Annotated in this window: 19 protein-coding genes; 9 read left to right on the forward strand and 10 right to left on the reverse strand. The window is 65.5% G+C overall.

What is annotated here, in order from left to right:
* Positions 1-36: 36 nt before the first annotated feature.
* Both Q2941_RS11920 and pcsA read right to left on the reverse strand, forming a co-directional pair.
* Positions 37-762, reverse strand: a complete 726-nt coding sequence (locus Q2941_RS11920; protein WP_458192585.1) for a TerC family protein — start codon at positions 760-762, stop codon at positions 37-39.
* Positions 759-1,484, reverse strand: coding sequence for a phosphatidylcholine synthase (gene pcsA / locus Q2941_RS11925; RefSeq protein ID WP_027523408.1), 726 nt, complete (start codon positions 1,482-1,484; stop codon positions 759-761). Before pcsA ends, Q2941_RS11920 begins: the two co-directional genes overlap by 4 nt.
* Before the next feature lie 132 nt (positions 1,485-1,616).
* Here pcsA and Q2941_RS11930 point away from each other — a divergent pair, with 132 nt between their 5' ends.
* Positions 1,617-2,801 (forward strand): UbiH/UbiF family hydroxylase, encoded by a 1,185-nt coding sequence (locus Q2941_RS11930; protein ID WP_027523409.1) that lies wholly within the window; start codon positions 1,617-1,619, stop codon positions 2,799-2,801.
* A 49-nt stretch (positions 2,802-2,850) separates the two neighbouring features.
* Here Q2941_RS11930 and Q2941_RS11935 read toward each other — a convergent pair whose 3' ends face one another.
* Positions 2,851-3,804 carry an AEC family transporter gene (locus tag Q2941_RS11935; protein ID WP_027523410.1) on the reverse strand — a complete coding sequence of 318 codons (954 nt, stop codon included), beginning with the start codon at positions 3,802-3,804 and terminating at the stop codon, positions 2,851-2,853.
* Positions 3,805-3,910: 106 nt separating this feature from the next.
* Here Q2941_RS11935 and hspQ point away from each other — a divergent pair, with 106 nt between their 5' ends.
* Positions 3,911-4,243 carry a heat shock protein HspQ gene (gene hspQ / locus Q2941_RS11940; protein ID WP_027523411.1) on the forward strand — a complete coding sequence of 111 codons (333 nt, stop codon included), beginning with the start codon at positions 3,911-3,913 and terminating at the stop codon, positions 4,241-4,243.
* 80 nt (positions 4,244-4,323) lie between these two features.
* Here the strand turns inward: hspQ and Q2941_RS11945 are convergent, their stop codons facing one another.
* Positions 4,324-5,142, reverse strand: a complete 819-nt coding sequence (locus tag Q2941_RS11945) for an invasion associated locus B family protein (protein WP_027523412.1) — start codon at positions 5,140-5,142, stop codon at positions 4,324-4,326.
* A 265-nt stretch (positions 5,143-5,407) separates the two neighbouring features.
* On the opposite strand from Q2941_RS11945, the gene Q2941_RS11950 reads away from it, so the two are divergent.
* From Q2941_RS11950 to Q2941_RS11960, 3 genes are all read left to right on the forward strand, one after another.
* Entirely contained in the window at positions 5,408-7,243 is a 1,836-nt protein-coding gene (locus tag Q2941_RS11950) for an extracellular solute-binding protein (protein WP_035662575.1), read from the forward strand.
* Positions 7,244-7,259: 16 nt separating this feature from the next.
* Entirely contained in the window at positions 7,260-8,762 is a 1,503-nt protein-coding gene (locus tag Q2941_RS11955) for an AMP-binding protein (RefSeq protein WP_458192586.1), read from the forward strand.
* An 85-nt stretch (positions 8,763-8,847) separates the two neighbouring features.
* Complete coding sequence (locus Q2941_RS11960) at positions 8,848-10,071, forward strand: GGDEF domain-containing protein (RefSeq protein ID WP_458192587.1); 1,224 nt, start codon at positions 8,848-8,850, stop codon at positions 10,069-10,071.
* A 155-nt stretch (positions 10,072-10,226) separates the two neighbouring features.
* On the opposite strand, the gene mfd is transcribed toward Q2941_RS11960, so the two are convergent.
* On the reverse strand, positions 10,227-13,745 hold the full coding sequence (gene mfd, locus Q2941_RS11965; RefSeq protein ID WP_254112466.1) for a transcription-repair coupling factor: 3,519 nt from the start codon (positions 13,743-13,745) through the stop codon (positions 10,227-10,229).
* A complete protein-coding gene (locus tag Q2941_RS11970; protein WP_027523417.1) occupies positions 13,742-14,032 on the reverse strand; it encodes an FAD assembly factor SdhE in 291 nt (96 codons plus the stop codon). The genes mfd and Q2941_RS11970 overlap by 4 nt, the downstream gene beginning before the upstream one ends.
* Before the next feature lie 203 nt (positions 14,033-14,235).
* Here Q2941_RS11970 and recG point away from each other — a divergent pair, with 203 nt between their 5' ends.
* Entirely contained in the window at positions 14,236-16,344 is a 2,109-nt protein-coding gene (gene recG, locus Q2941_RS11975) for an ATP-dependent DNA helicase RecG (RefSeq protein ID WP_458192588.1), read from the forward strand.
* Positions 16,345-16,632: 288 nt separating this feature from the next.
* Positions 16,633-16,980, forward strand: a complete 348-nt coding sequence (locus tag Q2941_RS11980) for a hypothetical protein (protein ID WP_027523420.1) — start codon at positions 16,633-16,635, stop codon at positions 16,978-16,980.
* Positions 16,981-17,451: 471 nt separating this feature from the next.
* Here the strand turns inward: Q2941_RS11980 and Q2941_RS11985 are convergent, their stop codons facing one another.
* From Q2941_RS11985 to glmS, 3 genes are all read right to left on the reverse strand, one after another.
* Positions 17,452-18,297, reverse strand: a complete 846-nt coding sequence (locus Q2941_RS11985) for an NAD(P)-dependent oxidoreductase (protein ID WP_458192589.1) — start codon at positions 18,295-18,297, stop codon at positions 17,452-17,454.
* Positions 18,298-18,410: 113 nt separating this feature from the next.
* Positions 18,411-19,190: a DUF502 domain-containing protein gene (locus Q2941_RS11990; protein ID WP_458192590.1), complete on the reverse strand. Its 780-nt coding sequence runs from the start codon at positions 19,188-19,190 to the stop codon at positions 18,411-18,413.
* 100 nt (positions 19,191-19,290) lie between these two features.
* Positions 19,291-21,117, reverse strand: coding sequence for a glutamine--fructose-6-phosphate transaminase (isomerizing) (glmS, locus tag Q2941_RS11995; protein WP_254112468.1), 1,827 nt, complete (start codon positions 21,115-21,117; stop codon positions 19,291-19,293).
* A 219-nt stretch (positions 21,118-21,336) separates the two neighbouring features.
* On the opposite strand from glmS, the gene Q2941_RS12000 reads away from it, so the two are divergent.
* The gene (locus Q2941_RS12000) at positions 21,337-21,555 is read left to right on the forward strand and encodes a hypothetical protein (protein WP_027527968.1); all 219 of its coding nucleotides are present in this window, start codon (positions 21,337-21,339) and stop codon (positions 21,553-21,555) included.
* Between the two features lie 6 nt (positions 21,556-21,561).
* Here Q2941_RS12000 and glmU read toward each other — a convergent pair whose 3' ends face one another.
* Positions 21,562-22,917, reverse strand: a complete 1,356-nt coding sequence (gene glmU, locus Q2941_RS12005; RefSeq protein ID WP_458192591.1) for a bifunctional UDP-N-acetylglucosamine diphosphorylase/glucosamine-1-phosphate N-acetyltransferase GlmU — start codon at positions 22,915-22,917, stop codon at positions 21,562-21,564.
* Positions 22,918-23,101: 184 nt separating this feature from the next.
* Here glmU and Q2941_RS12010 point away from each other — a divergent pair, with 184 nt between their 5' ends.
* Complete coding sequence (locus tag Q2941_RS12010) at positions 23,102-24,526, forward strand: hypothetical protein (RefSeq protein ID WP_458192592.1); 1,425 nt, start codon at positions 23,102-23,104, stop codon at positions 24,524-24,526.
* Positions 24,527-24,605: the final 79 nt, after the last annotated feature.

Genomic DNA, 24,605 nt, shown 5'->3' on the forward strand with positions numbered 1-24,605 from the left:
TCAACTCGACGCAAGAAGCGGACCGGACAAACCCGCCTATTTGCTGGCCTTCTTGCGATTGCGCTTGGCCAGCACGTTGAAGAATTCGACCGCCGCCGAGAACGCAATGGCGAAGTAGATGTAGCCGCGCGGAATGTGAAACTTGAATCCGTCCGCCACCAGCGCGACGCCGATCAGCACCAAAAATGCCAGCGCCAGCATCTTGGTGGTGGGATGCTCGGCAACGAACCGCGCAACCGGTCCGGACGAAATGTACATCACGAGGCAGGCGATCACGACGGCGGCGATCATGATCTCCAGGTCCTGCGCCATGCCGATCGCAGTAATGATGGAATCCAGCGAGAACACGATGTCGATGACGACGATCTGGGCGATCACCCAGAAGAAGGCGCGGCGGCCGGAATTGTCCTCGCCCTCCTCGTCATCCGCATCGACCTCGGCATGGATCTCGTGGGTCGCTTTCGCGATCAGGAACAGGCCGCCGCCGATCAGGATGAGGTCGCGCCAGGAGAAATCGTACCCCTTGAGCAAGAACACCGGTTGGGTCAGGCCGATCAGCCAGACCAGGACGCTGAGCAGAATAATGCGGAACACCAGGGCCAGCGCGAGCCCGATCTGGCGGGCGCGGTGCGCCTGCTTGTCGGGGATGCGCGAGACGATCACCGACAGGAAGATGACGTTGTCGATGCCGAGCACGATCTCGAGCGAAGTCAGGGTGAGAAGCGCGGCCCAGGCTTCCGGGCTGGTGATGAGATGCATCATGCGAAGGATCTTGCCATCCTGATCACGGCGTCGCTGCCGACAATCCAGAGCGCGATCGCGCACAGCGCGACCTTCGTGGCGGCACCGACCTGGAAATCCATCTCCAGCGCGTAGAGACCGAGCGCGGCCCAGATCACGATCAGCGACATGGTGAGCCAGCGCAGCCGCACCACGCGTACCGGATGCAGCACGTGGAAGGGAACGAAGGTCAGGACGACCAGCGCTGCAACCAGCAGCGTCGACCATAGCGGCGACCAGTGCAGCAGGAACAGATAGAATGCCGCAGCGTTCCACAGTGCCGGAAAGCCGCGGAAGTGATTGTCCTCGGCCTTCATGCGCAGGTCGGCGAAATACAGCGCGCTGGTGACGATGATGGCGACGCCGAGCAACGGCGCCGCGACCGGCAGCAACAGGCCGCTCGCCACAATCGCATAGGCCGGCACGAACACGTAGGTGACGAAATCGACCACGAGGTCGAGCACGTCGCCCGACCAGTTCGGCTGCACGTCCTTGACGTTCAGCCTGCGCGCGATGGGCCCGTCGATCGCGTCGATGATGAGGGCGACGCCGAGCCATTGAAACATCGCCGCCCAATGCTCGCGCACGGCCTCGAGCATCGCCAGCAGCGCCACAGCGCCGCCGAACGCCGTGAAGATATGCACGGAGAAGGCCGCGGCGCGGGCGGCCGGCGTGGGGTTGAGAGAATCCTGCGGGGTGTCCATGGCTGGCGCAGTGCTATCAGAATGAGAACGATTTGCACATAAGCCGCGGCGACATCCGGCCGCGCAATTCGCGACAAATTCGCGCGAAACAAGCGGCTTGAATTTGCCGCCGGGCATGTCAAATGTCCGGTCATGACAGATCTAGCAGCACCTTTTGACGTGGCCGTGATCGGCGGTGGACCGGCGGGCGTCGCCGCGGCCATCGCGCTGGCGGAGACCGGCGCACGCACGGCGCTGGTGGCGCGGCGCGCGCCCTATTCCGACAACCGCACCACGGCGCTGCTCGGCGGCTCCGTTGAATTCCTGGACGGGCTCGGGGTCTGGTCGCGCTGCAGCGACAAGGCCGCGCCGCTCGAGGCGATGCGGCTCGTCGACGATACCGGCCGCCTGATCCGCGCGCCGGAGGTGCGGTTCTCCTGCCATGAGATCGGGCTCGACGCGTTCGGCTACAACATCGACAACCGCTCGCTGATGCTGGCGCTGGAGGCGCGTGCCACCGAGCTGGCCAATCTCGTTCGCTTCGATGACGAGGCCGACAGCGTCCTCACCGAGGCCGAGGATGTCGCGATCCACACCGCCGCGGGGCAGTATCTGACGGCGCACCTCGTGGTCGGCGCCGACGGCCGGCATTCGCTGTGCCGCGAGGCCGCCGGCATCGACGTGACGCGGCGCGATCTCAGGCAGACGGCGCTGACCTTCAACGTCAGCCATTCCCGGCCGCATCGGGGCGTCTCGACCGAGTTCCATACCCCGCACGGCCCCTGCGTGTTCGTACCGCTGCCGGGCGATCGTTGCAGCATCGTCTGGGTCGCCTCGCCTGCGGAAGCCGAGCGGCTCAGGGCCCTGAGCGACGAAGAGCTCTCGGCGGCGATCGAGAAGCAATCGCATTTCATCTTTGGCCAGATGCGCGTGGAACCGGGCCGCAACCTGTTTCCGCTGGCGATCGAGCGGCCGAAATCCTTCGCCTGCGACCGCATCGCCCTCGTCGGCGAAGCCGCCCATGTGGTTCCCCCGATTGGCGCGCAGGGCCTCAATCTGGGCCTGCGGGATGCCGCCGATATCGCCAGGCTCGCTGGAGAGGCGATCGCGGCCGGCCGCGATCCCGGTGCGGATGAGGTGCTCAAGCGCTACGACTGGGCGCGCCGTCCGGACATCTTGAGCCGTACCTTCATGATCGATATGGCGAACCGTTCACTGCTGAACGATTTCCTGCCGCTGCAGCCGGTCCGCGCTGTCGGCATGCACCTGCTCGGCGCCATCGGCCCGTTGCGGCGCCTCGCGATGCGAGAGGGGCTCGCACCGACGTGGCGACGGTAACTTGGCGACGGTAATTTGGCGCCGGTAGTTTGGCGGCACCAGCCGTGGTTCACGGAAACGCCAGCCGTCCGGTCTGGATAAACCACATCACGCTGGTCAGCGTGACCACCGACGCAAACGTCCCGAGCAGCACCGCAACCGAGGCGGACTCGATCCAGGCGTCATTCTGGCGCGCGATGACGAACACGTTCAGCGCCGGCGGCAGCGAGGCCATCAGCACCGCAGTCGCGGCCCATGGCTGCGCGAACGGGCCGAACGCCAGCATCAGCGTGAATGATGCGAGAGGATGGATCAGCAGCTTAACCGCGATCACACCCGGCACCTCCCAGGGCACGCGATCGAAGGGCCGCAGCGCCACGGTGACGCCGAGCACGAACAGCGCGGTCGGCGCGGCGGCATTTTGCAGGAAGGTGATGGTGCGATCGAGCGCGACCGGCAGCTCGATATGGAGTGCCGCGACGGCCGCGCCAAAGCAGGCCGACATGATCAGCGGGTTGAGCAGGATCTGCTTCAGCACGACGCCGAAGGCGTGCAGGATCGAGGGATGATCGCGGTCGGAGAGCTCGATCAGGAGCGGTACGATCGTGAACAGGAAGATGCTGTCGCAGCAGAAGATGAGCGCGGTGGGCGCCGCAGCCTTCGGTCCGAGCACCGCGAGCGCAAGCCCCGGGCCCATATAGCCGATATTGCCGTAGCCGCCGGAGAGCCCCGCAAGCGTCGCCTCACGCAGCGATAAGCGGCCGAGAACCTTCCCGACCACCAGCGCGATGCTGAACGCTGCAACCGTCGACAGCGTGGTCGCAACCAGAAACGGCGGGTTGTTCAGCTCGGAGAACGGCGTCTTCGACATGATTGCAAAAAGCAGCGCCGGCAACGACACGTAGAGCAGGAAGAAGTTCATCCAGGCGAGGCCCGATTCCGGCAGGGACTTGGCCTTGCCACAGGCGAAACCGACGAAGATCAGACCGAAATAAGGTAGAGCTAGATTGAGGATATCGACCATTTATGAAGTGATTTCTAAGGTAATCGAGGCTATCCGCCCGCCCTCCGCGGGTTAATTCCAGGCAAGGGCACTAGCATCGGCCACAATCCTGGTCTATCGACGAAGCATGATTAAAGCCCGGACCGCCAAATTCCAGATCGGACAGGTCGTGCGCCACCGGATCTTCTCGTTCCGGGGCGTGATCTTCGACATCGATCCGGAATTCAACAACACCGAGGAATGGTGGCTGTCGATCCCCGAGGAGGTCCGGCCTCACAAGGATCAGCCGTTCTACCATCTGCTCGCGGAAAACGCGGAGTCCGAATACGTCGCCTACGTTTCCGAGCAGAACCTGTTGCCCGACGATTCCGGCGAGCCGATCCGGCATTCGCAGGTCGCCGAGATCTTCGTGAAGGACAAGTCGGGCGGTTATCGCCCGCGCAATCCGTCGCTCAACTGATCCCTTACGAATTCGGCCAACCAAGCCAATAAAAAAGGCGCTCGATCGAGCGCCTTTTTCGTGTTCTTGCGTCGGCCCGATTACTTCTGGGCCGAAGGTGCCGGCGTCGCCTGACCGCTCTGCTCGAGCTTCTTGCGTTGCTCGTCGGCCTTCTTCTGAAGCTCTTCCTGGAGCTTCTTCTGGTTCTCTTCGAACACCTTCGGATCGGTCGGCGGACCGTCATAGGCCTTGGCGAACTCGCCGGCCAGCGGCAGCGGGAGCGTCAGCGGCGCGCCATTGGCGTTGATCGCCTGAACCACCAGGTTCTGGCCCTTCTTCAGGTTGCTGATGAGGTCGGGCGTCGCTTCATAGTCAGACATGCAGCCGTTGGCGAAGCAGATCACGTACGGGCTCTGCAGCGGCGGATTGTTGTCGACGATGATGCGGGTGCCGTGCACGAGCTGCATGCCGAGCGGCAGCGTGACGCGAAGGATCTTCTTCGGCTCGCCTTCCGGCTCGATGATCACCGCGGCGATCACGGGCTGGCCGGACTCGATGCGGCCGTCCTTGCCGGTGAAGCAGACCTGCTTGGCGTTGGCGTCCTGGCCTTTCAGGCAGAACTTGGTCCAGGGCGCGTAGATCAGCTGGACCTGCTGCTGTTGCTGGTCGGCAGGCGGCGCGCCGGCCGGCGGAGCGCCGGCGGCGGGTGCCTGGCCCTGGGCCTGCGGTGCCGGTGCGGCGGGCGCAGGCGCCTTGGGAGCTGCCTTCGGCGCTGCTTTCGGAGCAGCCTTCGGCGCCGCCGGAGCAGGCGTTGCGGTCTGAGCCTGGGCGGCGAACGGAACTGCCAGTGCCGAGGCCGTCAACAGGGCGAGAAGGCGCCCGCGCGGCCGGACCGACGCGGCCAAAATACGGAAATTCATTGCGGAAAACCCTTTCTGAACGGGAAGTGCCCGAACCGCTCCTAAGCACCGATACCGAGCCGCCTTGCGCGGCTGTCTCCCCATCAATAGAGGCGGAAACGTGACAAGTTCGGCGCTCCTGCGCGATTGCCCGCCTTCTTAACGTGGCGGACGAAAAGATCAATGCCGACAAGCATGTTTGAAGTGGGCAGAGAGGCTTAAGACGAAGGCCTATGCTAGGGTTTGGGCGTGACCGGTCCCCGAATCATGCTGCGCGCCGTTGTTCATGTCTGAGAGCGCGCGCTTAGCCGCCGCGGCCTGCGTGGCGCTTACTTTTGCGTTTGCGGGCTTGACGTCCGTTCCGGCAAAAGCGGCCGAAAGCTACGCCATTGCCATGCATGGCAAGCCGGCGCTACCGCCCGATTTCACGCATATGCCCTACGCCAACCCCGATGCGCCCAAGGGCGGCCGGCTGATCTGGTCGGCGCTTGGCACCTTCGACAGCCTCAATCCTTTCATCGTCCGGGGCATCGCGGTCCAGCAGGTCCGCAGCTACGTCGTCGAAAGCCTGCTGGCGCGCGGCAATGACGAGGCCTTCACGTTGTACGGCTTGCTCGCCAAGACGGTCGAAACCGACAACGACCGGACTTATGTGACATTCCACCTCGATCCGCGCGCGCGGTTCTCAGACGGAACACAGGTCGCGGCCGACGACGTGCTGTTCTCCTGGCAACTCCTGCGCGACCATGGCCGGCCCAACCACCGGCAATATTACGCCAAGGTCGCCAAGGCGGAGGCGCTGGATCCCCTCACCGTCCGCTTCGATCTTGCCGGGGCCAATGACCGGGAACTGCCGCTGATCCTCGGGCTGATGCCGATCCTGCCCAGGCACGCCGTGGATGTTGCGACCTTCGAGGAGACGACGATGTCCGGTCCAGTCGGCTCGGGCCCCTATCGCGTCACGGCCGTGAAGCCCGGCACCAGCGTGACGCTGACCCGCAACCCCGATTATTGGGGCCGCGACCTACCGGTCAATCGCGGCCTCTACAATTTCGACGAGATCAGGCTCGATTATTATCGCGAGGCTAATGGCCAGTTCGAAGCCTTCAAGCGCGGCCTCTATGACTTTCGCGTCGAGACCGAACCGCTGCGCTGGCACGACGCTTACGACTTTCCCGCCGTCAGAAGCGGCGAAGTGATCCGCGACACCATCAAGCCGGGTGTGCCGCAGCCCTCGGAATTCCTGGTGTTCAACACCCGCCGCCCGATGTTTGCAGATATCCGCGTGCGCCAGGCGCTGACGCTGCTGTTCGACTTCGAGCTGGTCAACCGCAGCTACTTCTTCGGGCTCTATTCGCGCGTGGCCGGCTACTTCGCGGGCTCGGATCTGTCGGCCTATGGCCGCCCCGCCGACGCGCGCGAACAGGAACTTCTGAAACCATTCGCGGCGCAGATCCGGCCAGACGTCATGGACGGCAGCTATCGCCTGCCGGTGACCGATGGCTCCGGGCGTGACCGCGCGACGCTGCGCGCGGCGCTGAAGCTGTTGTCGGAGGCGGGCTACGATCTCGACGGCACGGTGCTGCGTAACCGCGCAACGAAAGCCCCCTTCACCTTCGAGATCCTGGTGACGACGCGCGACCAGGAGCGCATTGCGCTCGCCTTTGCTCGTGACCTCAAGCGCGCCGGCATCGAGCCAACCGTGCGTGCGGTCGATCCGGTGCAGTTCGACCAGCGCCGGCTCGGCTACGAGTTCGACATGATCCAGAACCGCTGGGACCAGTCACTCTCGCCGGGCAACGAACAGTCGTTCTACTGGGGCAGCGCCGCCGCCGACAATCCTGGCACCCGCAACTACATGGGCGCGAAGGACCCGGCGGTCGACGCGATGATCGCAGCCCTGCTGGAGGCCCGTGATCACGCCGATTTCGTCACCGCCGTCCGGGCGCTCGACCGCGCCCTGATCGCCGGCTTCTACACGATCCCCCTGTTTAACGTATCGGAGCAATGGATCGCGCGCTGGAATCGGATAGAACGGCCATCGGCTACCGCGCTGTCCGGTTATCTGCCGGAGACCTGGTGGCAGAAGGCGGACGCCCCGAGCAAGCAACAAGGCCACTAGCAAGCGACGTGATGCCGTGAACCAGCCAGCCGTATCGCCGACGCTCGACACGCTGTTCCAACGGACGCTGGCCCGTCAGCCGCATGGGCCTGCGCTGTTCGATCCCCTCAACAAGATTCGCATCACCGGGCATCTGCCCAGGCGCTTGACCTATGCCGAAGCCGATCGGGCGATCGAGGCGCTGTCGGCCCATTTCGTCGAGTCCGGCCTGTCCGCCAACTCCGTCATCGCCGTGCAGCTGCCGAGCACCGTCGAGTTCGTGCTCACGGTGCTCGCGGCCCAGCGCGCCGGCCTCGTCGTCGCCGTGCTGCCGCTCTTGTGGCGGCACGCGGAGCTGACCGCGGCGCTGAACCGCACCGCGGCGCGTGCGATCGTCACCATGAGCAAGGTCGACGGCGTCATCTACGCCGATCTCGCCATGCATGCCGCGGCGGAAGCCTTCTCCATCCGTCATGTCTGCGGTTTCGGCACCGACCTGCCCGAAGGCATGGCCTCGCTCGACGACGTTCTTTCGCGCGCGCCCGGCACGACGCGCAGCGTCATCCAGGACGGCCGCAAGGCGGCGATGATCTCCTTCGACGTCACTGCGGAAGGCTTTCGTCCGGTGCCGCGACCGCATTTCAGCATCATCGCGGGCGGGCTCGCGATGTCGCTCGAAGCCGACATTCCGCAGGGCGCGACCATCATGTCGGCGTTCACGCCGATGTCGTTTGCCGGCCTCGCCTCCTCGCTTGCGATCTGGCTGCTGTCGGGCGGAACGCTGGCGCTGCATCATCCCTTCGACAGCGAGGTGCTGGAGCAGCAAGTCAACGAGCAGGGCTGCGAGGTGCTGATCGCACCCGCCCCGCTCGCCTTCCGGCTCGGCGAGGCCGATCTCGCGGCGCGAATGCCGAGTTTGCGCAACGTCGTCGGCCTGTGGCGCGCACCGGAGCAGGTCGCGGCTAGCGATGCCTGGATCGCGCCGCATGCGCCACTGACGGACGTCTATTTGTTCGGCGAGGCCGGCCTGTTCGGGGCCCGGCGCGGCGAGGACGGCATGCCCGTGGCGGTGATGCCGGGGCCGCATGGCGCGCCGCGGGAGCAGTCCGGCTCCTCGGTCGCCGGCGAGATCCTGCTGACGCCGAAGTGCACGCTTGGCCTGCGCGGGCCGATGGTGCCGATCGCGGCCTATGCCCCGCCGCAACCGGTGGGCGAGACGCTAATCGCGCAGCCGCCGCGCGACTATGTCGACACCGGCTACGCCGCGCGGCTCGATCGTCCGAGCGGCGCGATCTGCATCACAGCGCCCCCCTCCGGTATCATGGCCGTCGGCGGCTACCGGTTCCTGTCCAACGACTTGCAGGAATGGGCACGCCGGCTCGGCCAGGGCGCCCTGCTCACGGCACTGCCCGACCGGCTCTCCGGGCACCGTCTGGCCGGGCGCGCCCAGGACAATGCAAGGGCCCGCGAAGCACTCAGCGAACTCGGGCTTAACCCCCTGATGGTTGAGGCGTTTCGCGACCGCACCGGGCCCAGTTGAAGCGCCTTTCATCGCTTCCGTTGACCGGGCATTAAGGCGGCCGAACTAGATTGCGCGGCATTCGCGTGCGTAATCAGAGCTTGAGATGTCCCAGGCGGGCCCGATCGTCTTTGTCTCCAATGCCCAACGGCCGGCCTTCATTTCGGCGCTCGACGAGGCCCGGCTTTTTCCCGTCATCGACAGCGATTGGGCGAGCGCTGCACGCGCAGTCGAAGAGGTCCAGCCCGCCGCTGTCGTCGCGGCGCTTGCCGGCGGACATGAGCCGCACCTTGCCACGGTCGCAAAGGCGATCGCGGGCCAGACGCTCTATCTGCCACTGATCATCGTCGATCCCCAGGCCTCCCTGCCGCATAACGCACTGCCGTTCACGCTGCGCGGCAACAATTCCGACCGCCTCATTGCGCGGCTGCGCGCCGCGATGCGCGTCCGGACGCTGCACGCGACCGTGTTGCGCCGCCTGCCCGAGGCAAAGGTCTCGCTGCCCGACTCCGACCCTGCGCGCGATGCCACCGTCCTGCTGATCGGCCGCGGCTCCGCCTATCCGGCGCTGTCGGTCGCGCTCGGCGAGCGCATGGGCGTGATCGGAGCTCTCAGCATCGAAGCCGCAGCAAAGCATCTCAACACCCGCGACATCGACGGGGTCGTGCTCGCCGAAGGCTTTACTGCGCGTGTCGCGGATGCCTTCCTCACGGTGCTTGCGGAAGACACCCGCTTCCGCAACATGCCCGTGATCGTCACTGCGCATCAGCTCACCCAGACTTACGACCTGCCGAACCTCGAGCTCATCCCCGGCGAGCCCGTACAGATCGCAGCCAACGCATTGCCGCTGATCCGTCAGCACGCGATGGAGGCACAGTTCAGCCGTACGCTGCGCTCGATCGACGCCGGCGGCTGGCTCGATCCGCGCAGCGGCCTGCTAACGCCGGAAGCCTTTGCCCGCGATTTCTCCAAAGCGGTCGAGCAGACGCTGGCCCGCGGCGGCGGTCTGTCGGTGGCGCGCTTTGCTTTCGATGCCCGCAATCCACGCGCGCAGTTGGATGCCGCTCGGATCCTGAGCCGGTTGATGCGGCAGATGGATTTTGGCGTCGCGCAGAAGGATGGCTCTGTTATCGTGGTGTTTGCGGAGACCGATTTCCGTACCGCCCACATGATCGCCCGCCGCCTCTCCGCCGTGATGCGCCATACCTCCAACGGCAAGCGCGAGCCGCGCAGCGAGCCCGTGGTCAGCGTGGATTCGCTATCACCGTCAGATAACGCGAGATCCCTGCTCGCACGGCTCTGCGCGGACCCGTCCCGCGCGGCGTCGTAACCATTCTCTCGATGCCGTAGGGTGGGCAAAGCGACTTGTCCGCCGTAGCTCGAAGAGCGAAGGCGGAAGCGTGCCCACCTCTTCTGTCGCACTCATCGTGAGATCGCGGGCACGGCGCTACGCGCCTTTCCCACCCTACAACATCACATCAACAGCTACGCCGCCTTCTTGCTCGCGGCGAGCTGCGCGAGCTGACGCATGATTTCCGTGGTGCCGACGAGACGCTCCTCCGGAGTCTCCCAGTCCTGGAAGAATACCACCTTCATATCGGGTCGCACCTTCGCAGCCTCGCCGTGGCTGCGGATGAACGACACCAGGCGGTCGGGATAGGCAAAGGAGTTGTCGCGGAAGACGATGACCGCGCCCTTCGGGCCGGCATCGACCTTCTCGACATTGGCGCGCCGGCAATAGGCCTTGATCGCCGCGATCTTGAAGAGATAGCGCACCTCGTCGGGCAACACGCCAAAACGGTCGCGCATCTCGGCGGCAAAGTTCTCGATCTCCTCCTCGGTGTCGAGATCGGCAAGCCGCCGGTAGAGCGACAGCCGCACCGAGAGGTCGCCGACGTAGTCTTCCGGAATGAGCACGGGCATGCCGATCGTGATCGACGGCGACCAGCGGTCGGCCGCGGGCTCGGAGACGCCGGCCTTGAGGTTGACGATCGCCTCCTCCAGCATCGATTGATAGAGCTCGAAGCCGACCTCCTTGATGTGGCCCGACTGCTCCTCGCCGAGCAGATTGCCGGCGCCGCGGATGTCGAGATCATGCGAGGCGAGCTGGAAGCCTGCGCCGAGCGTCTCCAGCGATTGCAGCACGGTAAGCCGGCGCTCGGCCTGCGCGGTGATCTTCTGCTGTGCCGGCAGCGTGAACAGCGCATAGGCGCGCAGCTTCGACCGGCCGACGCGGCCGCGAAGCTGATAGAGCTGGGCAAGACCGAACATGTCGGCGCGATGCACGATCAGCGTGTTGGCGTTGGGAATGTCGAGGCCGGACTCGACGATCGTGGTCGAGAGCAGGATGTCGAACCTGCCGTCGTAGAACGCCGTCATGATGTCCTCGATCACGGCGGGCGGCATCTGCCCGTGCGCGACCGCGACCTTCATCTCCGGCACGTTCTTGTCCAGGAAGTCCTTGACCTCGGCGAGATCGTCGATGCGGGGCACCACATAAAACGCCTGACCGCCGCGATAGCGCTCGCGCAGCAGCGCCTCGCGGATCATCAGGGGATCATGCGGGGCGACGAAGGTGCGGACCGCGAGGCGGTCGACCGGCGGCGAGGCGATGATCGAGAGCTCGCGCACGCCGGTGAGCGCGAGCTGGAGCGTGCGCGGGATCGGCGTCGCCGACAGCGTCAGCACGTGCACCTCGGAGCGGAGTGCTTTCAGGCGCTCCTTGTGGCTGACGCCAAAGTGCTGCTCCTCGTCGACGATCAGGAGGCCAAGGTCGCGGAACTTGATCGCCTTGCCGAGCAGCGCGTGGGTGCCGACCACGATGTCGACCGAGCCGTCGGTAATGCCCTTTTTGACCTGGTTGAGCTGCTTGGTCGGGATCAGGCGCGAGGCCTGCGACACCTCCACGGGGAAGCCGCGGAAGCGTTCGGTGAAGGTCTTGTGGTGCTGGCGGGCGAGCAGCGTGGTCGGCACCACCACGGCAACCTGCTTGCCTTCGAGCGCGACGGCAAAGGCGGCGCGTAGCGCCACCTCGGTCTTGCCGAAGCCGACGTCGCCGCAGATCAGGCGGTCCATCGGACGGCCTTTTTCGAGATCCTTCAGCGTGGACTCGATGGCCCCGAGCTGGTCCTCGGTCTCGTCATAGGGGAAGCGCGCGCAGAATTCGTCGTAGAGGCCGGGCTGCACCGGCAGCTTTGGCGCCTCGTGGAGCTGGCGTTCCGCAGCGATCTTGATCAATTCCCCTGCGATCTCGCGGATGCGGTTCTTCAGCTTGGCCTTGCGGGTCTGCCAGCCGCTTCCGCCGAGGCGGTCGAGCTCGACCGTCGTCTGGTCGGAGCCGTAGCGCGAAAGCAGCTCGATGTTCTCGACCGGCAGGAACAGCTTTGTCTCGGCGGCATAATGCAGCTCAAGACAGTCATGCGGCGCGCCACCGACCTCCAGCGTCTGCAAGCCAACGAAGCGGCCGATGCCGTGATCGACGTGGACGACGATGTCGCCGGCCGCAAGGCTCGTCACCTCCGAGATGAAATTGTCGAGCTTGCGGCTCGCCTTGCGCGGCCGCACCAGGCGGTCGCCGAGGATGTCCTGCTCGCTGATGAGCGCGATCTCGTCGGTCTCGAAGCCGCTCTCCAGGCCCAGCACCGCAAGCATGGTCTCGTTGCGCGGCGTCGCCTGAACGGTGCGCCAGCTATTGACGCTGGTCGTATGCGTCAGCTTGTGGTCCCGCAGCATCGAGGTCATGCGGTCGCGCGAGCCTTCGGTCCAGAGCGCGACGACGACTTTCTTGCGTTGGGCTTGCAAGGCCATCACATGCGCGACCACCGCTTCGAAGACGTTGACCGTGGCATCGTTGCGCTCGGGCGCAAAGTCGCGGCCCTTGCGCGCGCCGGCATCGACGACGCTGGTGCCATCGGCGGGCACCGCGAACTGCGTCAGCCGCACCATCGGGACGGCGCCTTCCCGCTTCGCCCACTCCTCTTCGGTCAGATACAGCCGATCCGGCGGCAGCGGCTTGTAGACGGCACCACCGGTTGGATGCTCCAGCGCATCGCGGCGCGCCTCGTAGTAATCGAGGATCTGCTTGAAGCGTTCGCGAATCGCGTCCTCGGCTTGCGGCTCGATCGCGACCGCCGCGCCTTGCAGATAGTCGAACAGCGTGTCCATCCGCTCCTGGAACAGCGGCAGCCAGTGCTCCATGCCGGGATGGCGACGGCCCTCGCTGACGGCCTCATAGAGCGCATCGTCCCGCTCCGGGGCGCCGAACTCGGCGACATAGCCCATGCGGAAGCGGCGGATGGTCTCGGTGACGAGCTGGAATTCCGAGATCGGCACCAGGTCGAGCGAACGCATGTCCAAGAGCGTGCGCTGCGTCTCCGCGTCGAACGTGCGGATCGATTCCAGGCTGTCGCCGAAGAAATCGAAGCGGACGGGCTGGTCGAGCCCGGCCGGGAACAGATCGAGGATGCCGCCGCGCACGGCATATTCGCCTGGCTCGCGCACGGTCGAAGAGCGGTTGTAGCCGTTGTGCTCGAGCCAGGCGACGATGGTGTCCATCGGCACGACGTTTCCGGGCGCGAGCGAGAGCGCCTGGGCCGCGACCAGGTCGCGCGCGGGCACGCGCTGCACGACGGCGTTGACGGTGGTCAACACGATCAGCGGCTTGTCGCTGCCGGTGAGCGAGGCAAGGCGCGCGAGCGTGGTCAGACGCTGGGCCAGGATGCCACCATGCGGCGAAACGCGGTCATAGGGCTGGCAGTCCCAGGCCGGGAACTGGAGCACCGGCAGATCCGGCGCGAAGAATTGCAGCGCGCGCTCGAGCTGCTGCATGCGCGGACCATCGCGGCAGATCACCGTGAGGCTGACGGCGGGCTTCTTCGGCCGCGCGGCGATCGCGCGGGCAAGATCGGAGACAACGAGCCCCTCGGCGCCTTCGGCGACATTGGCAAGCGTCAGCACGCGGCCGGGCGCCAGCAACTCGGCTGGCGATTTCAACGCCTGTTTCATGCGTTGCCATCCGCGATTGGAAACGCCTTGATGCGGGCAAACAACGAGCCGGCTACATCGGCGGACAGCACCTTGTCGCCGGTGATGGCGGCATAGAGGTCGGGATCGTTGACCTCGAGCAGGCGCTCGAGCTCGGACAGCTCGCCCTCGGACAGATTGCCGATCTCGGCGTCCGCAAAGCGGCCGAGGATCAGGTCCATCTCGCGCGTGCCGCGGTGCCAGCAGCGGAACAGAAGCCGCTTGCGCCGGTCATCCAGGCCGCCGCTCGATCGTGTCGTTCCCGTCATTTTCGTAAGATCCAGTCCAACGCCGAAAGCCCGGACGTGCCGGGCGGGGGTGATATAGCGACTGAGGCGTCCGATGTCAGCCCTTTCTTGTCGCGGCGCGCGGTTTCAAACCATCATGGACCGGGCGCTCGCCGACGAAAAAAGCCGTGGATGCCCGGCATAAAGCCGGGCATGACGGGCACGAACGATCCTAGATTCGCCTCATGCGCCCCAGCCTGCTCAATCCGCTGTTTGCTCCCGTGACCAGCCTGCCCGGCGTCGGGCCGAAGCAGGACAAGCTGTTGCGCTACCTGCTCAGCCGCGATGAGACGCCGCGGCTGGTCGATCTCCTGCTGCACCTGCCGAGCAACGTGATCGACCGCCGGGCGCGGCCGAAGATCAGCGATGCCGTTCCCGGCACCGTGGTAACGCTGGAGGTGACGATCGATCGCCACCGCCCGCCGCCCCCGCGCAATGCGCGCGCGCCCTATCTCGTCTACGCCAGCGACGACACCGGTGACGTCGTGCTGACGTTCTTTCGAGCAAAGCCCGGCTATGTCGAAAAGCTGCTCCCGGTCGGCGAGAAGCGCTACGTCTCCGGCACGCTCCAGATGTACGACGGCATTCCGCAGATCGTGCATCCCGACCGCGTGCTGGACGAGGAGGCCATCGCAAAGCTCTCCGGCATCGATCCCGTTTATCCGCTCACCGAAGGTCTGGCGCTTGGCTCACTGCGGCGCGCGATCGCGCAGGCGCTGCAAAAGCTGCCGGCCTTGCCGGAATGGATCAGCCCCGAGGTCATCCGCCGCTGCCACTTCCCGCCCATCGCGGAAGCGCTCACGCGTGTGCACCAGCCGGTCGAGCTGACGGACGTGCTGCCGGACCAGCCGTTCTGGTCGCGCCTTGCCTTCGACGAGCTGCTCGCCGGCCAGCTCGCGCTGGCGCTGATCCGTGCGCAGCTGCGCAGGCCGGCCGGCGTGCGCAACGCCGGCGACGGCCATTTTCGCAACAACATCATCGACGCCCTTCCCTACGCGCTGACGCCGTCGCAGCGCAACGCGGCGGCCGCGATCGCCGATGATTTGAAGCAGCCCGTGCGCATGCTGCGCCTGCTTCAGGGCGACGTCGGCTCCGGCAAGACAGTGGTGGCGCTGCTGGCTGCCGCCGCCGTCGCGGAAGTCGGCAAGCAGGCCGCGCTGATGGCACCGACCGAAATTCTGGCGCGCCAGCACATCAAGACCATCGCCCCGCTTGCCGAGCGCGCCGGCCTGCGGGTTGCGATCCTCACCGGGCGGGAGAAAGGCAAGGAGCGGCGCGACATCCTTGCGCGGCTTGCCGATGGCGAGATCGATCTTCTGGTCGGAACCCACGCGCTGATCCAGGACGACGTGATCTTCAGGGGTCTCGCTCTTGCGGTGGTCGACGAGCAGCATCGCTTCGGCGTGCGCGAGCGGTTGGCACTGACCTCGAAAGGCGAAGCGGTCGATGTCCTGGTGCTGAGTGCCACGCCCATCCCTCGCACGTTGGTCCTGACCTATTTCGGCGACATGGACGTCAGCGAGCTGCGGGAAAAGCCGGCGGGCCGGCAGCCGATCGACACCCGTGCGGTGCCGATGAGCCGGCTTTCCGAGGTCATGGACGGCGTCGCCCGCGCGCTGCAATCCGGCAAGCTGGTCTACTGGATCTGTCCGCTGGTCGAGGAATCCGAGGCCGAGGGCACCGAGCATCTGACCAATGCGACGAAGCGCTTCGAGAGCCTGCAAAAGCGTTTTGGCGATCGCGTCGGCCTGGTTCACGGCCAGATGAAGGGCACGGAGAAGGACCGCGTGATGGCGCAGTTCGCCGCTCACGAGATCGGACTTCTGGTCGCCACCACGGTCGTCGAGGTCGGCGTCGATGTGCCGGCCGCCACCATCATGGTGATCGAGAACGCGGAGCGCTTTGGCCTGGCGCAACTGCACCAGTTGCGCGGCCGCATCGGACGCGGCTCGGAAGCCTCCACCTGCCTCCTGCTCTATAGCGAGCCGCTCGGCGAGATGTCGAAAGCGCGGCTCAAGGTGATCCGCGAGACCACTGACGGCTTTCGGATCGCCGAGGAGGATTTGAAGCTGCGCGGCGAAGGCGACGTGCTGGGTGTGCGCCAGAGCGGCCTCCCCGGCTACCGGATCGCGCGCTCCGAGGTCCACAGCCAGCTCATCACGCAAGCGCGCGACGAGGCGCTGCGCATCATGAAGGACGATCCGAAGCTGCAAGGTGACCGCGGTGAAGCGCTGCGTTGTCTGCTTTATCTCTACGAGCGCGACGAAGCGATCCCGCTGATCGGTGCGGGCTGACGCTACGGGGCCCGTCATTGCCAGGCTTGACGCGGCAATCCATCACCGAAGCGACTTCTCTTTGCGAGATGCATCTTTGATAGACGCGCAGGTCAAGCTCGCGCATGGCGAGTTGAAAATCTCAGCGCAGGCAGCGTTTCGCGACATTCGGCCTCACTTTCAATTCGTGAACTACTGGCGGCCGGTAAGGACAAACTTCAAGACGGTGATCGTTCACCCGGAGGTATCATGGGGCGGCGTTGCAGAAGATCATTCGAGTGCGGCCTCGCACGAAGCGCTGTCAGCGCGATGATCGCGATGGTGATGTTGCCGGCGTCGGCGCGCGATCTCGACGGACGCTACAAGGACTCCGCGCTTCATGAGTGGTTTGAGAGTTTGGCGAGCGGAAGGGGTCTGTGCTGTTCGTACGCCGACGGCCTCGCCGTCGAAGACGTTGATTGGGAAACAAAGGACGGCCACTACCGCGTACGGCTGCCAGAAAACGCCGGCTCGAAGGTTATGATCTGGGTCGATGTGCCGAACGATGCCATCATCACCGCACCGAACAAGATCGGTCGCACCGTGGTCTGGCCGGTCTACAACGACTTCTATCCGGACGTATCGATCCGGTGCTTTATGCCAGGGACCATGACTTGATTGACTGGCTGATCTGGTCGTTGATGTCTGCCTGGCAATACCGCGGGCGCTGCGAAGCAAGGACAACGCAACGGGCGCCGCCAAATGAAAGGGTGCGGTTTAGCTGCTTCGTTGCGAACTGGTTCACATTCAAGGATGGACCGCTTGTGCTATCGTTGGGCATCGCAGGAGCCATCCCTGTATCACTGCGGGAGGTTAGATCATGCAACTCATCTCCGCCGAATGGCAGCCCACTTCGACAGCTCCATCAGACCGAGATCTCGAAATCTGCGCGCTGGACTTTGACGGCATCGTCCATGCGCTTCCTTTTCCCTGTCACAAGGATGGGTCCAATTGGGTTGACGGTCGGGGCAAAGCGCACGCCGACATTCAGCCGACCCACTGGCGCGGTTGGACTGACTGACGCCGGACCATGAGCCAGCGCAAGTCCTCGCGCGGCATACCGGGTGCAATCGGACCAGTGGGTACGCGCTACACCGTCTTGACGGCGAACGCTTTCAGCAGCGCGGCATCTGCCCCCTCGCCCTTGGCATCCTCGGCGAGATGCTCGAACCAGCGCGCAAAACCCTCGTAGATCTGGCTGGCTGGATGGTCCGGCCCGAGGAACCCAGCGATCTCCCGCATCTCCGCGACCCACCGATAGGCCTTTGGGATCATGTCCGGCAATGCGGTGGACAGCCGCGCCAAGATCGCGGGCTGGCTGAGCGCGAGCTCGTCGCGGAGCGCATCGGCTGCGCCGGCCTTGGTGGCCGCAAGCACCATGGCCGAGCCGATGCCGGCGAGACCCTTGACGATGCCGGCATAGGACATCTTCAGCGCAGAGGCTGCGCCGACCGGGCCTTCGACGATCCGCAGGTCGAGCCCGAGCTGTTTTAGCACAGCGAGGTCCTGTGCGTGCTCGCCGGACACGTAGAACGCCGGCCCCTTGCTGCCGGGCTGCGGCGGAAAGCCGATGATGCCGGCATCGACGAACGGTGCCTGCGCCGAGCCGATGATGTCCTCGATTCCCAGCACGGTAGCGACGTTGACGGCGTTGCAGTCGACGACCAGCGGCTTCTTCTCCCGCCTCACGATCACGGCGGCCAGCCGCTCGGCGAGCGCCACGGCCTCGCCCGGCGGCACGATCGACAGGATGATGTCGCAGCCCGCGATGTCGGCATCCTCCGCGGCGATCATGCCCGCCTCCGCGGCGCGCTTTGCGGTTTGCTCGCTACGCCCCTTCAGCGAGGTCAGCACGCGCGCGCCGTTCTCGCTCAGGCGGCGGGCAACCGCGCTGCCCATGGCGCCGGGTGCGAGGATCGCGATGGTTGGGGACATGGCTCACTCCAGTTCGAATGCGAAGGCGATCTGCGCTTCGCCGTCTGGAATGATAGCAGAGTAAGGGAACCGCAAAGCGAATGCCGGCCATCCCGCGGGGGAATGACTGACGCTCACTCCACCTCGACGGGCTCGGGGCGCACGGCGGCGGCATTGGCAATGCGGGCGGCGTTCGCTACGCCCGCAAGAGCGGCGACCTTCTTCGGATCGGGGCTCGATCCCGGCTGCACCACGCCGGCCGACATGATCAGGGTTGCGGCATCTTCGGCGCTCAGCTCAACCTCGATGATCTTGCTCTTGGGCACATAGAAGAAGAAGCCGGTGGTCGGGTTGGGCGAGCACGGCAGGAACACCGAGACATGCTCCTCCTGTCCCGGCAGGCTGCGGGCGATGTCCTCGCTCGGCGATTGCGAGATCAGCACGATCGACCACATGCCCGGCGAGGGAAACTCGACGAGACCCACTTTCCGGAAGCTCGACCCCTTGCCCGAGAACAGCGTCTCGAACACCTGTTTCAGGCCGCGGTAGATGGCGCGCACGGCCGGGATGCGGCCGAGGAAAGTCTCGCCGACATCGACCAGGGTCCGGCCGATCAAATTGGCCGCGAGGAAGCCGACCAGCGTCAGCGTGAAAAATGCGACAATCAGTCCCCAGCCGGGAACGCCGTACGGCAGATAGGTTTCCGGCCGATAGGCCAGCGGCACGAACGGTCGCACCACGCCATCGACCCAGGTGACGAACCACCAGACCAGATAGAGGGTGATCGCGATCGGTCCCGTAACGACGAGCCCGGTGAGGAAATAGTTGCGGAATCGGCCCATCAGGCCGGTATGCGGCTCCGGCGGCAGGTCTTCGGCAGGCACAGGCGGGGACGCGTCGTCGCGGGCGGTCATTCGGGTTCCAAGTCGGTCGCAGCACTCTAGCTAGGGTCTTCTAGCAGATTTTTGAAGGTGCAAGGCGACCGCGCCTGCTCTCCTTCTGCGCTCACCCTGCCTATTCGACGGTCACCGATTTCGCGAGGTTGCGCGGCTGATCGACGTCGGTGCCCATCACCACCGCCGTGTGGTAGGCCAAGAGCTGCACGGGAACGGCATAGACCATCGGCGTGAAGGCAGCCGCCATGTCGGGCATGACGATGGTGACGAGCGAATCGACCGTCGCCTCCGCAGCGCCCTTGGCATCCGTCATCAGGATGATGTTGCCGCCGCGGGCGGCGACTTCCTGCATGTTGGAGACGGTCTTCTCGAACACGCGATCGTAGGGCGCAATCACCACGACCGGCATGGTCTCGTCGATCAGCGCGATCGGTCCGTGCTTGAGCTCGCCGGCGGCGTAGCCCTCGGCATGGATGTAGGAGATCTCCTTCAGCTTCAGGGCGCCTTCGAGCGCGAGCGGGAAGCTGGTGCCCCGGCCGAGATAGAGCACGTCGCGCGACTTGGCGATCCTGTGTGCAAGCTTCTCGATCTGCACTTCGGTCGTGAGCGCGTCCGCCATCAGGCGCGGGATCTCGACCAGGCCGTGCACGAGCTTGGTCTCGTCATCCTCGGACAATTCGCCGCGCGCCTTGCCGGCCGCGACCGCGAGCGAGGCAAGCACCATGAGCTGGCAGGTGAAGGCTTTTGTGGACGCGACGCCGATCTCGGGACCGGCGAGCGTCTGGAGCACCGTCTCGCTCTCGCGCGCGATTGTCGAGGTCGGCACGTTGACGACGGCGAGCGTGTGCACCCCTTCGGCCTTGGCGTAGCGGAGCGCCGCGAGCGTATCGGCGGTCTCGCCCGACTGCGAAATGAAGATCGCCAGATCGCCCTTGCGCAAGGGAGACTCGCGGTAGCGGAACTCGGAGGCGACGTCGACCTCGACCGGCAGGCGCGCGATGCGCTCGAACCAGTATTTTGCGACATAGCCGGCGTAGCTCGCCGTGCCGCAGGCCGTGATCGTGACGCGCTGGATGTCGCGGAAGTCGAACGGCAGCTTCACCGGCAGCGACACGCGCTCGGATGCCATGTCGACATAGCGGGCCAGCGTGTGGCCGACGACCTCGGGCTGCTCGTGGATTTCCTTCGCCATGAAGTGGCGGTAGTTGGCCTTGTCGACCAGCGAGCTTGAGGCCGCATGCTTGATCTTGTCGCGCTGGACGGCGCGGCCGTCCTTGTCGAAGATGGCAACGCTGTTGCGGGTCAGCACGACCCAGTCGCCGTCCTCGAGATAGCTGATCGTGTCAGTGAACGGACCGAGCGCGATCGCGTCCGAGCCGAGGAACATCTCGCCGTCGCCGTAGCCGATCGCGAGCGGCGGACCGTTGCGGGCGCCGATCATCAGGTCGCCCTCGCCCGCGAAGATGAAGCCGAGCGCGAACGCGCCGCGCAGCCGGCTCAAGGCGAGCTTTACCGCCTCGACCGGCTTGTTACCCCGCGTGAGCAGATCGTCGACCAGATGCAGAACGATCTCGGTGTCGGTCTCGGTGCGGAACACCGTCCCCTTCGCTTCGAGCTCCTCGCGCAACTCGCGGAAATTCTCGATGATGCCGTTATGGACCACCGCGAGGCGCTCAGTGGCGTGCGGATGGGCATTGTGCTCGGTCGGCTTGCCGTGGGTAGCCCAACGGGTGTGGCCGATGCCGCTTGTCCCCTTCAGCGGCTTGTCACGCAGCCGCGCCTCGAGGTTCTTCAGCTTGCCTTCGGCGCGGCGGCGCTCCAGGTGATCGCCTTCGAGCGTGGCAACACCCGCGGAGTCGTAGCCGCGATATTCGAGCCGCTTGAGCGAATCCACCAATTGCTCTGCAACCGGTTCGCGCCCGAGAATGCCGACAATCCCGCACATGCGGATCAATATCCCCCAAATCGTCGAAAAATGGCCAAAACGACGCGATCGGTTTTTATCGAAACTCGGAAGGAACCAGAAACTCAATAATTATTGCGGATTGCGACAGCACCAAATGGCGGTAGCCCTAATGTGCGGCGAATTGGCTGGCCTTTAACCCTGCACATTAACTTGCTGTCAACAAGTTTGGCCAACGATTCCCGCGCAGGAGATACGGTCATGAGAGGCTCATCCGACCGCAAGGGTCTGTCGTCCAATTACTTGCGCGCGAGCGAGACCGCCGGCACGCATCTGGCGCACTGGCCGCCGCCGCAACGCGGCAAGGAAAGCAAGCCCGTCTTCGTCAAGCACCAGGCTGGCGAACCCGTGAAGCGCGCCAAGCCGCGCGGCTGGCGCCTGACCCGCGCAATCTTCTCGGAATTCGCCGAGGACGAATAGCGAAGCTCAGCTTTCAGGTTTCTTCGCGCCGGTCTTCATCTCGCGATAGCGCGCGGCGCCGCCTTCGCGAATGGTCTGCTGATTGCGTTCCAGCGCCATCGCATCGTCAGGCACGTCCTTGGTAATGACAGAGCCCGAGCCGATATAGGCGCCGTTGCCGATTTTGACGGGGGCGACCAGCGAGGAGTTGGTGCCGACGAAGGCGCCCTTCCCGATCAGCGTCTTGTGCTTCTTGAAGCCGTCGTAGTTGCAGGTGATGGTGCCGGCGCCGATGTTGGAATTGGCGCCGACGGTCGCGTCCCCGATGTAGGAGAGATGGTTGACCTTGACGCCGGCTTCCAGCGTTGCGGCCTTCGTCTCCACGAAATTGCCGATGCGGGCGCCGTCGCCGAGCGAGGTGCCGGGCCGCAGGCGCGCATAGGGACCGATGGAGACGTTCTTGCCGAGCGACGTCTCGACGATGTGCGAGAAGGAGTGGATCACCGCGCCATCGGCGATCGACACGCCGGGACCGATCACCACGAAGGGCTCGATCGTCACGTCCTTGCCGAACGTCGTGTCGGCGGCGAGATAGACGGTTTCCGGCGCAATCAGCGTGACGCCGGCGTCCATCGCCGCTCGTCGCAGTCGCGCCTGCATTACGCTCTCCGCTTCCGCAAGCTGCGCCTTGGTGTTGATGCCGCGCACCTCGTCCTCGCCGGTCTCGATCACCACGGCCTCCCATCCCTTGTCGCTGATAATGCCGACCGCATCCGTCAGATAATATTCGCCCTTGGAGTTGGCACTGCCGATCTTGTCGAGGATCGCCAGCGCGCGGCGCCCGTCGAGCGCCATCACGCCGGCATTGCACAGAGTGATCTTGCGCTCTTCAGCGCTCGCATCCGCCTGCTCGCGGATCGCAACCAGGCGGTCGCCTTCGACGATGAACCGGCCGTAGCCCGTCGGATCGGCGGCACGAAAGCCGAGCGCGGCAAGCGCCGCGCCGCTCGCGAGCGGCGCGCGCAGCCGCTCGAACGTTTCGGCCGAGATCAGCGGCGTGTCGCCGAATGCGATCAACAGATCGTCTGCACCGCGCGCGATCGCCTCGCGCGCCGCCAGCACCGCATGCGCGGTGCCGAGCCGCTCGGCCTGCACGAAGGTGAGCGCGTCCGGCCGGATGCGCCGCGCTTCGTCCGCAACGGCGGCATGGTCGGGCCCGATCACCACCGCAAGCGACGTGTCGGTTCCCTTCGGCGCTGCCGCGAGCACATGGGCGAGCAGCGACTGCCCCGCCACCGGATGCAGCACTTTTGGCAGGCTCGATCGCATGCGCGTGCCTTCGCCGGCGGCGAGTAGGATCGTGAGGCTGGAGCGGGCGGTCATCGAGATCCCCAGTGATTCCAGTGTCGGCCGAATCGCTTCCGATCGGCGCGAACTGCATTACGCGTCGTCATAGAGGCGTTTTGCTACCCCCGCAAATGCCCGGAATTCAAGTGCATCCCGCTTTTCCTGTTAATGTTCCCTGATTGATTCGGGGAAGCTCGACAGGGCTGGGCACTTAACAATCATGGCAAAGGATTCCGACCCACTGGCCGGCGTCTTCGAGGCCAGGGAATCCGGTGGTCTTCTCGCCGGACTCCTGGCTGAGGAGAACGAGTTCGATCGCCGCATGATGTGGCGCCTCGGCTCGTGGGGCGTCGGGGCCGTCGGCGCCGTGGTGATCGCAGTGATGGCCAATCAGGCGCAGCTCGGCTGGCGGCGCGACCAGGTCGCAGCCGCCGATTTCACGCGCCAGGCCGATCGGCTCCAGATGCTGACAAGGGAGAGCCAGAGCGAAGCCCGGAGGCTGGCGTCAGCGATCGAGACGCTCAACACCGATCGCGACCGGCTCTATTCGCGCGTCACGGTTTTGGAGCAAGGGCTCGATTCCGCCACCGGCGCAATCGCAAAGCAGAATGCAGCGCCTCAGACGCCAGCAGCGAAGGCGCAGGAGACTCAAGCGGCCACCGCGCAGCCGACCCCCTCGCCGTCACCCGCCGCGCCAAACGTCGCGCCGGTCGCCTCGACGCCTGCATCAAGCGACAAGCCGCGCGCGGACGCCGCCAAAGAGCCGGCCAAGGAACTGAACAAGGAACAGAGCAAGGATCAGGTCAAGGAACAGGCGAAGCAGCAGGCTGCTCCGCCGCCGCAGACCGCGGCTGCGGCCTCGCTCGTTCCGCAATCCGCAACACCGCCTGCCGGGCTGCCGACCATGCCGCTGGTTGCGTCCAAATCGCTGATGGCGCCGCCCGATCCTGCCGCATCCAAGCTGGTCCAGCCGGAAACGGCAGACAAATCGGAGAAGGCTGACAAGCCCGACAAGGCCGACAGAACGGACAAGGCCGACAAGCCAAAGGCCGACGCAGCATCGCCGACCGAGGTCGCGACGGCGGCACCGAGCACCGAGCCCGAGGCCGCCGAGAGCGAGCCGCCGGCGCCCGCGATAGCGGTGCAGCAGACCCGGTTTGCCGTGGATCTCGGCAGCGCCAACTCGATCGGTGGCCTGCGCGCGCTGTGGCAGGGCCTGATCAAGTCCAACCCGGAGATCGCCAACCTCCGGCCGATCATCATGATCAAGGAGAGCAAGACCGGCGCCGGCATGCAGCTCCGCCTCGGCGCCGGTCCTCTGGTGAATGCGGCCGCCGCTGCCAGGATCTGCGCCGGCCTCACCGAGAACGAACGGGCCTGTGAGACCACCGTGTTCGATGGACAGCGGTTGTCGACGCGCGGTCAGGACGCAGCGACCCAGCAGGCCTCTCCCCAGGGCGAGACGCCGCCGGCAACCGCCAAGCCGGAGAAGCCAGAGAAGCCGCAGCACCGGCGGAGCTACTCTTCCAAGCGCACCAAGCGCGAGGAACCGCCGCCACCCCCGCCGCCGGCGCCCGCGCCGCCCAAGCAGGAGACGACGGCCGCCTCGACCATCTCCTCGTTCTTCAGTCGAAACAAAAACTGAAGTTAGCTCAACCCGTTAGTGTGAGACTCTGAGGCAAATTGACAAGGCCTTCGCCTTGCCTGTTGCCCGCATCCGCCTT

The sequence above is a fragment of the Bradyrhizobium sp. UFLA05-153 genome (assembly GCF_054185185.1).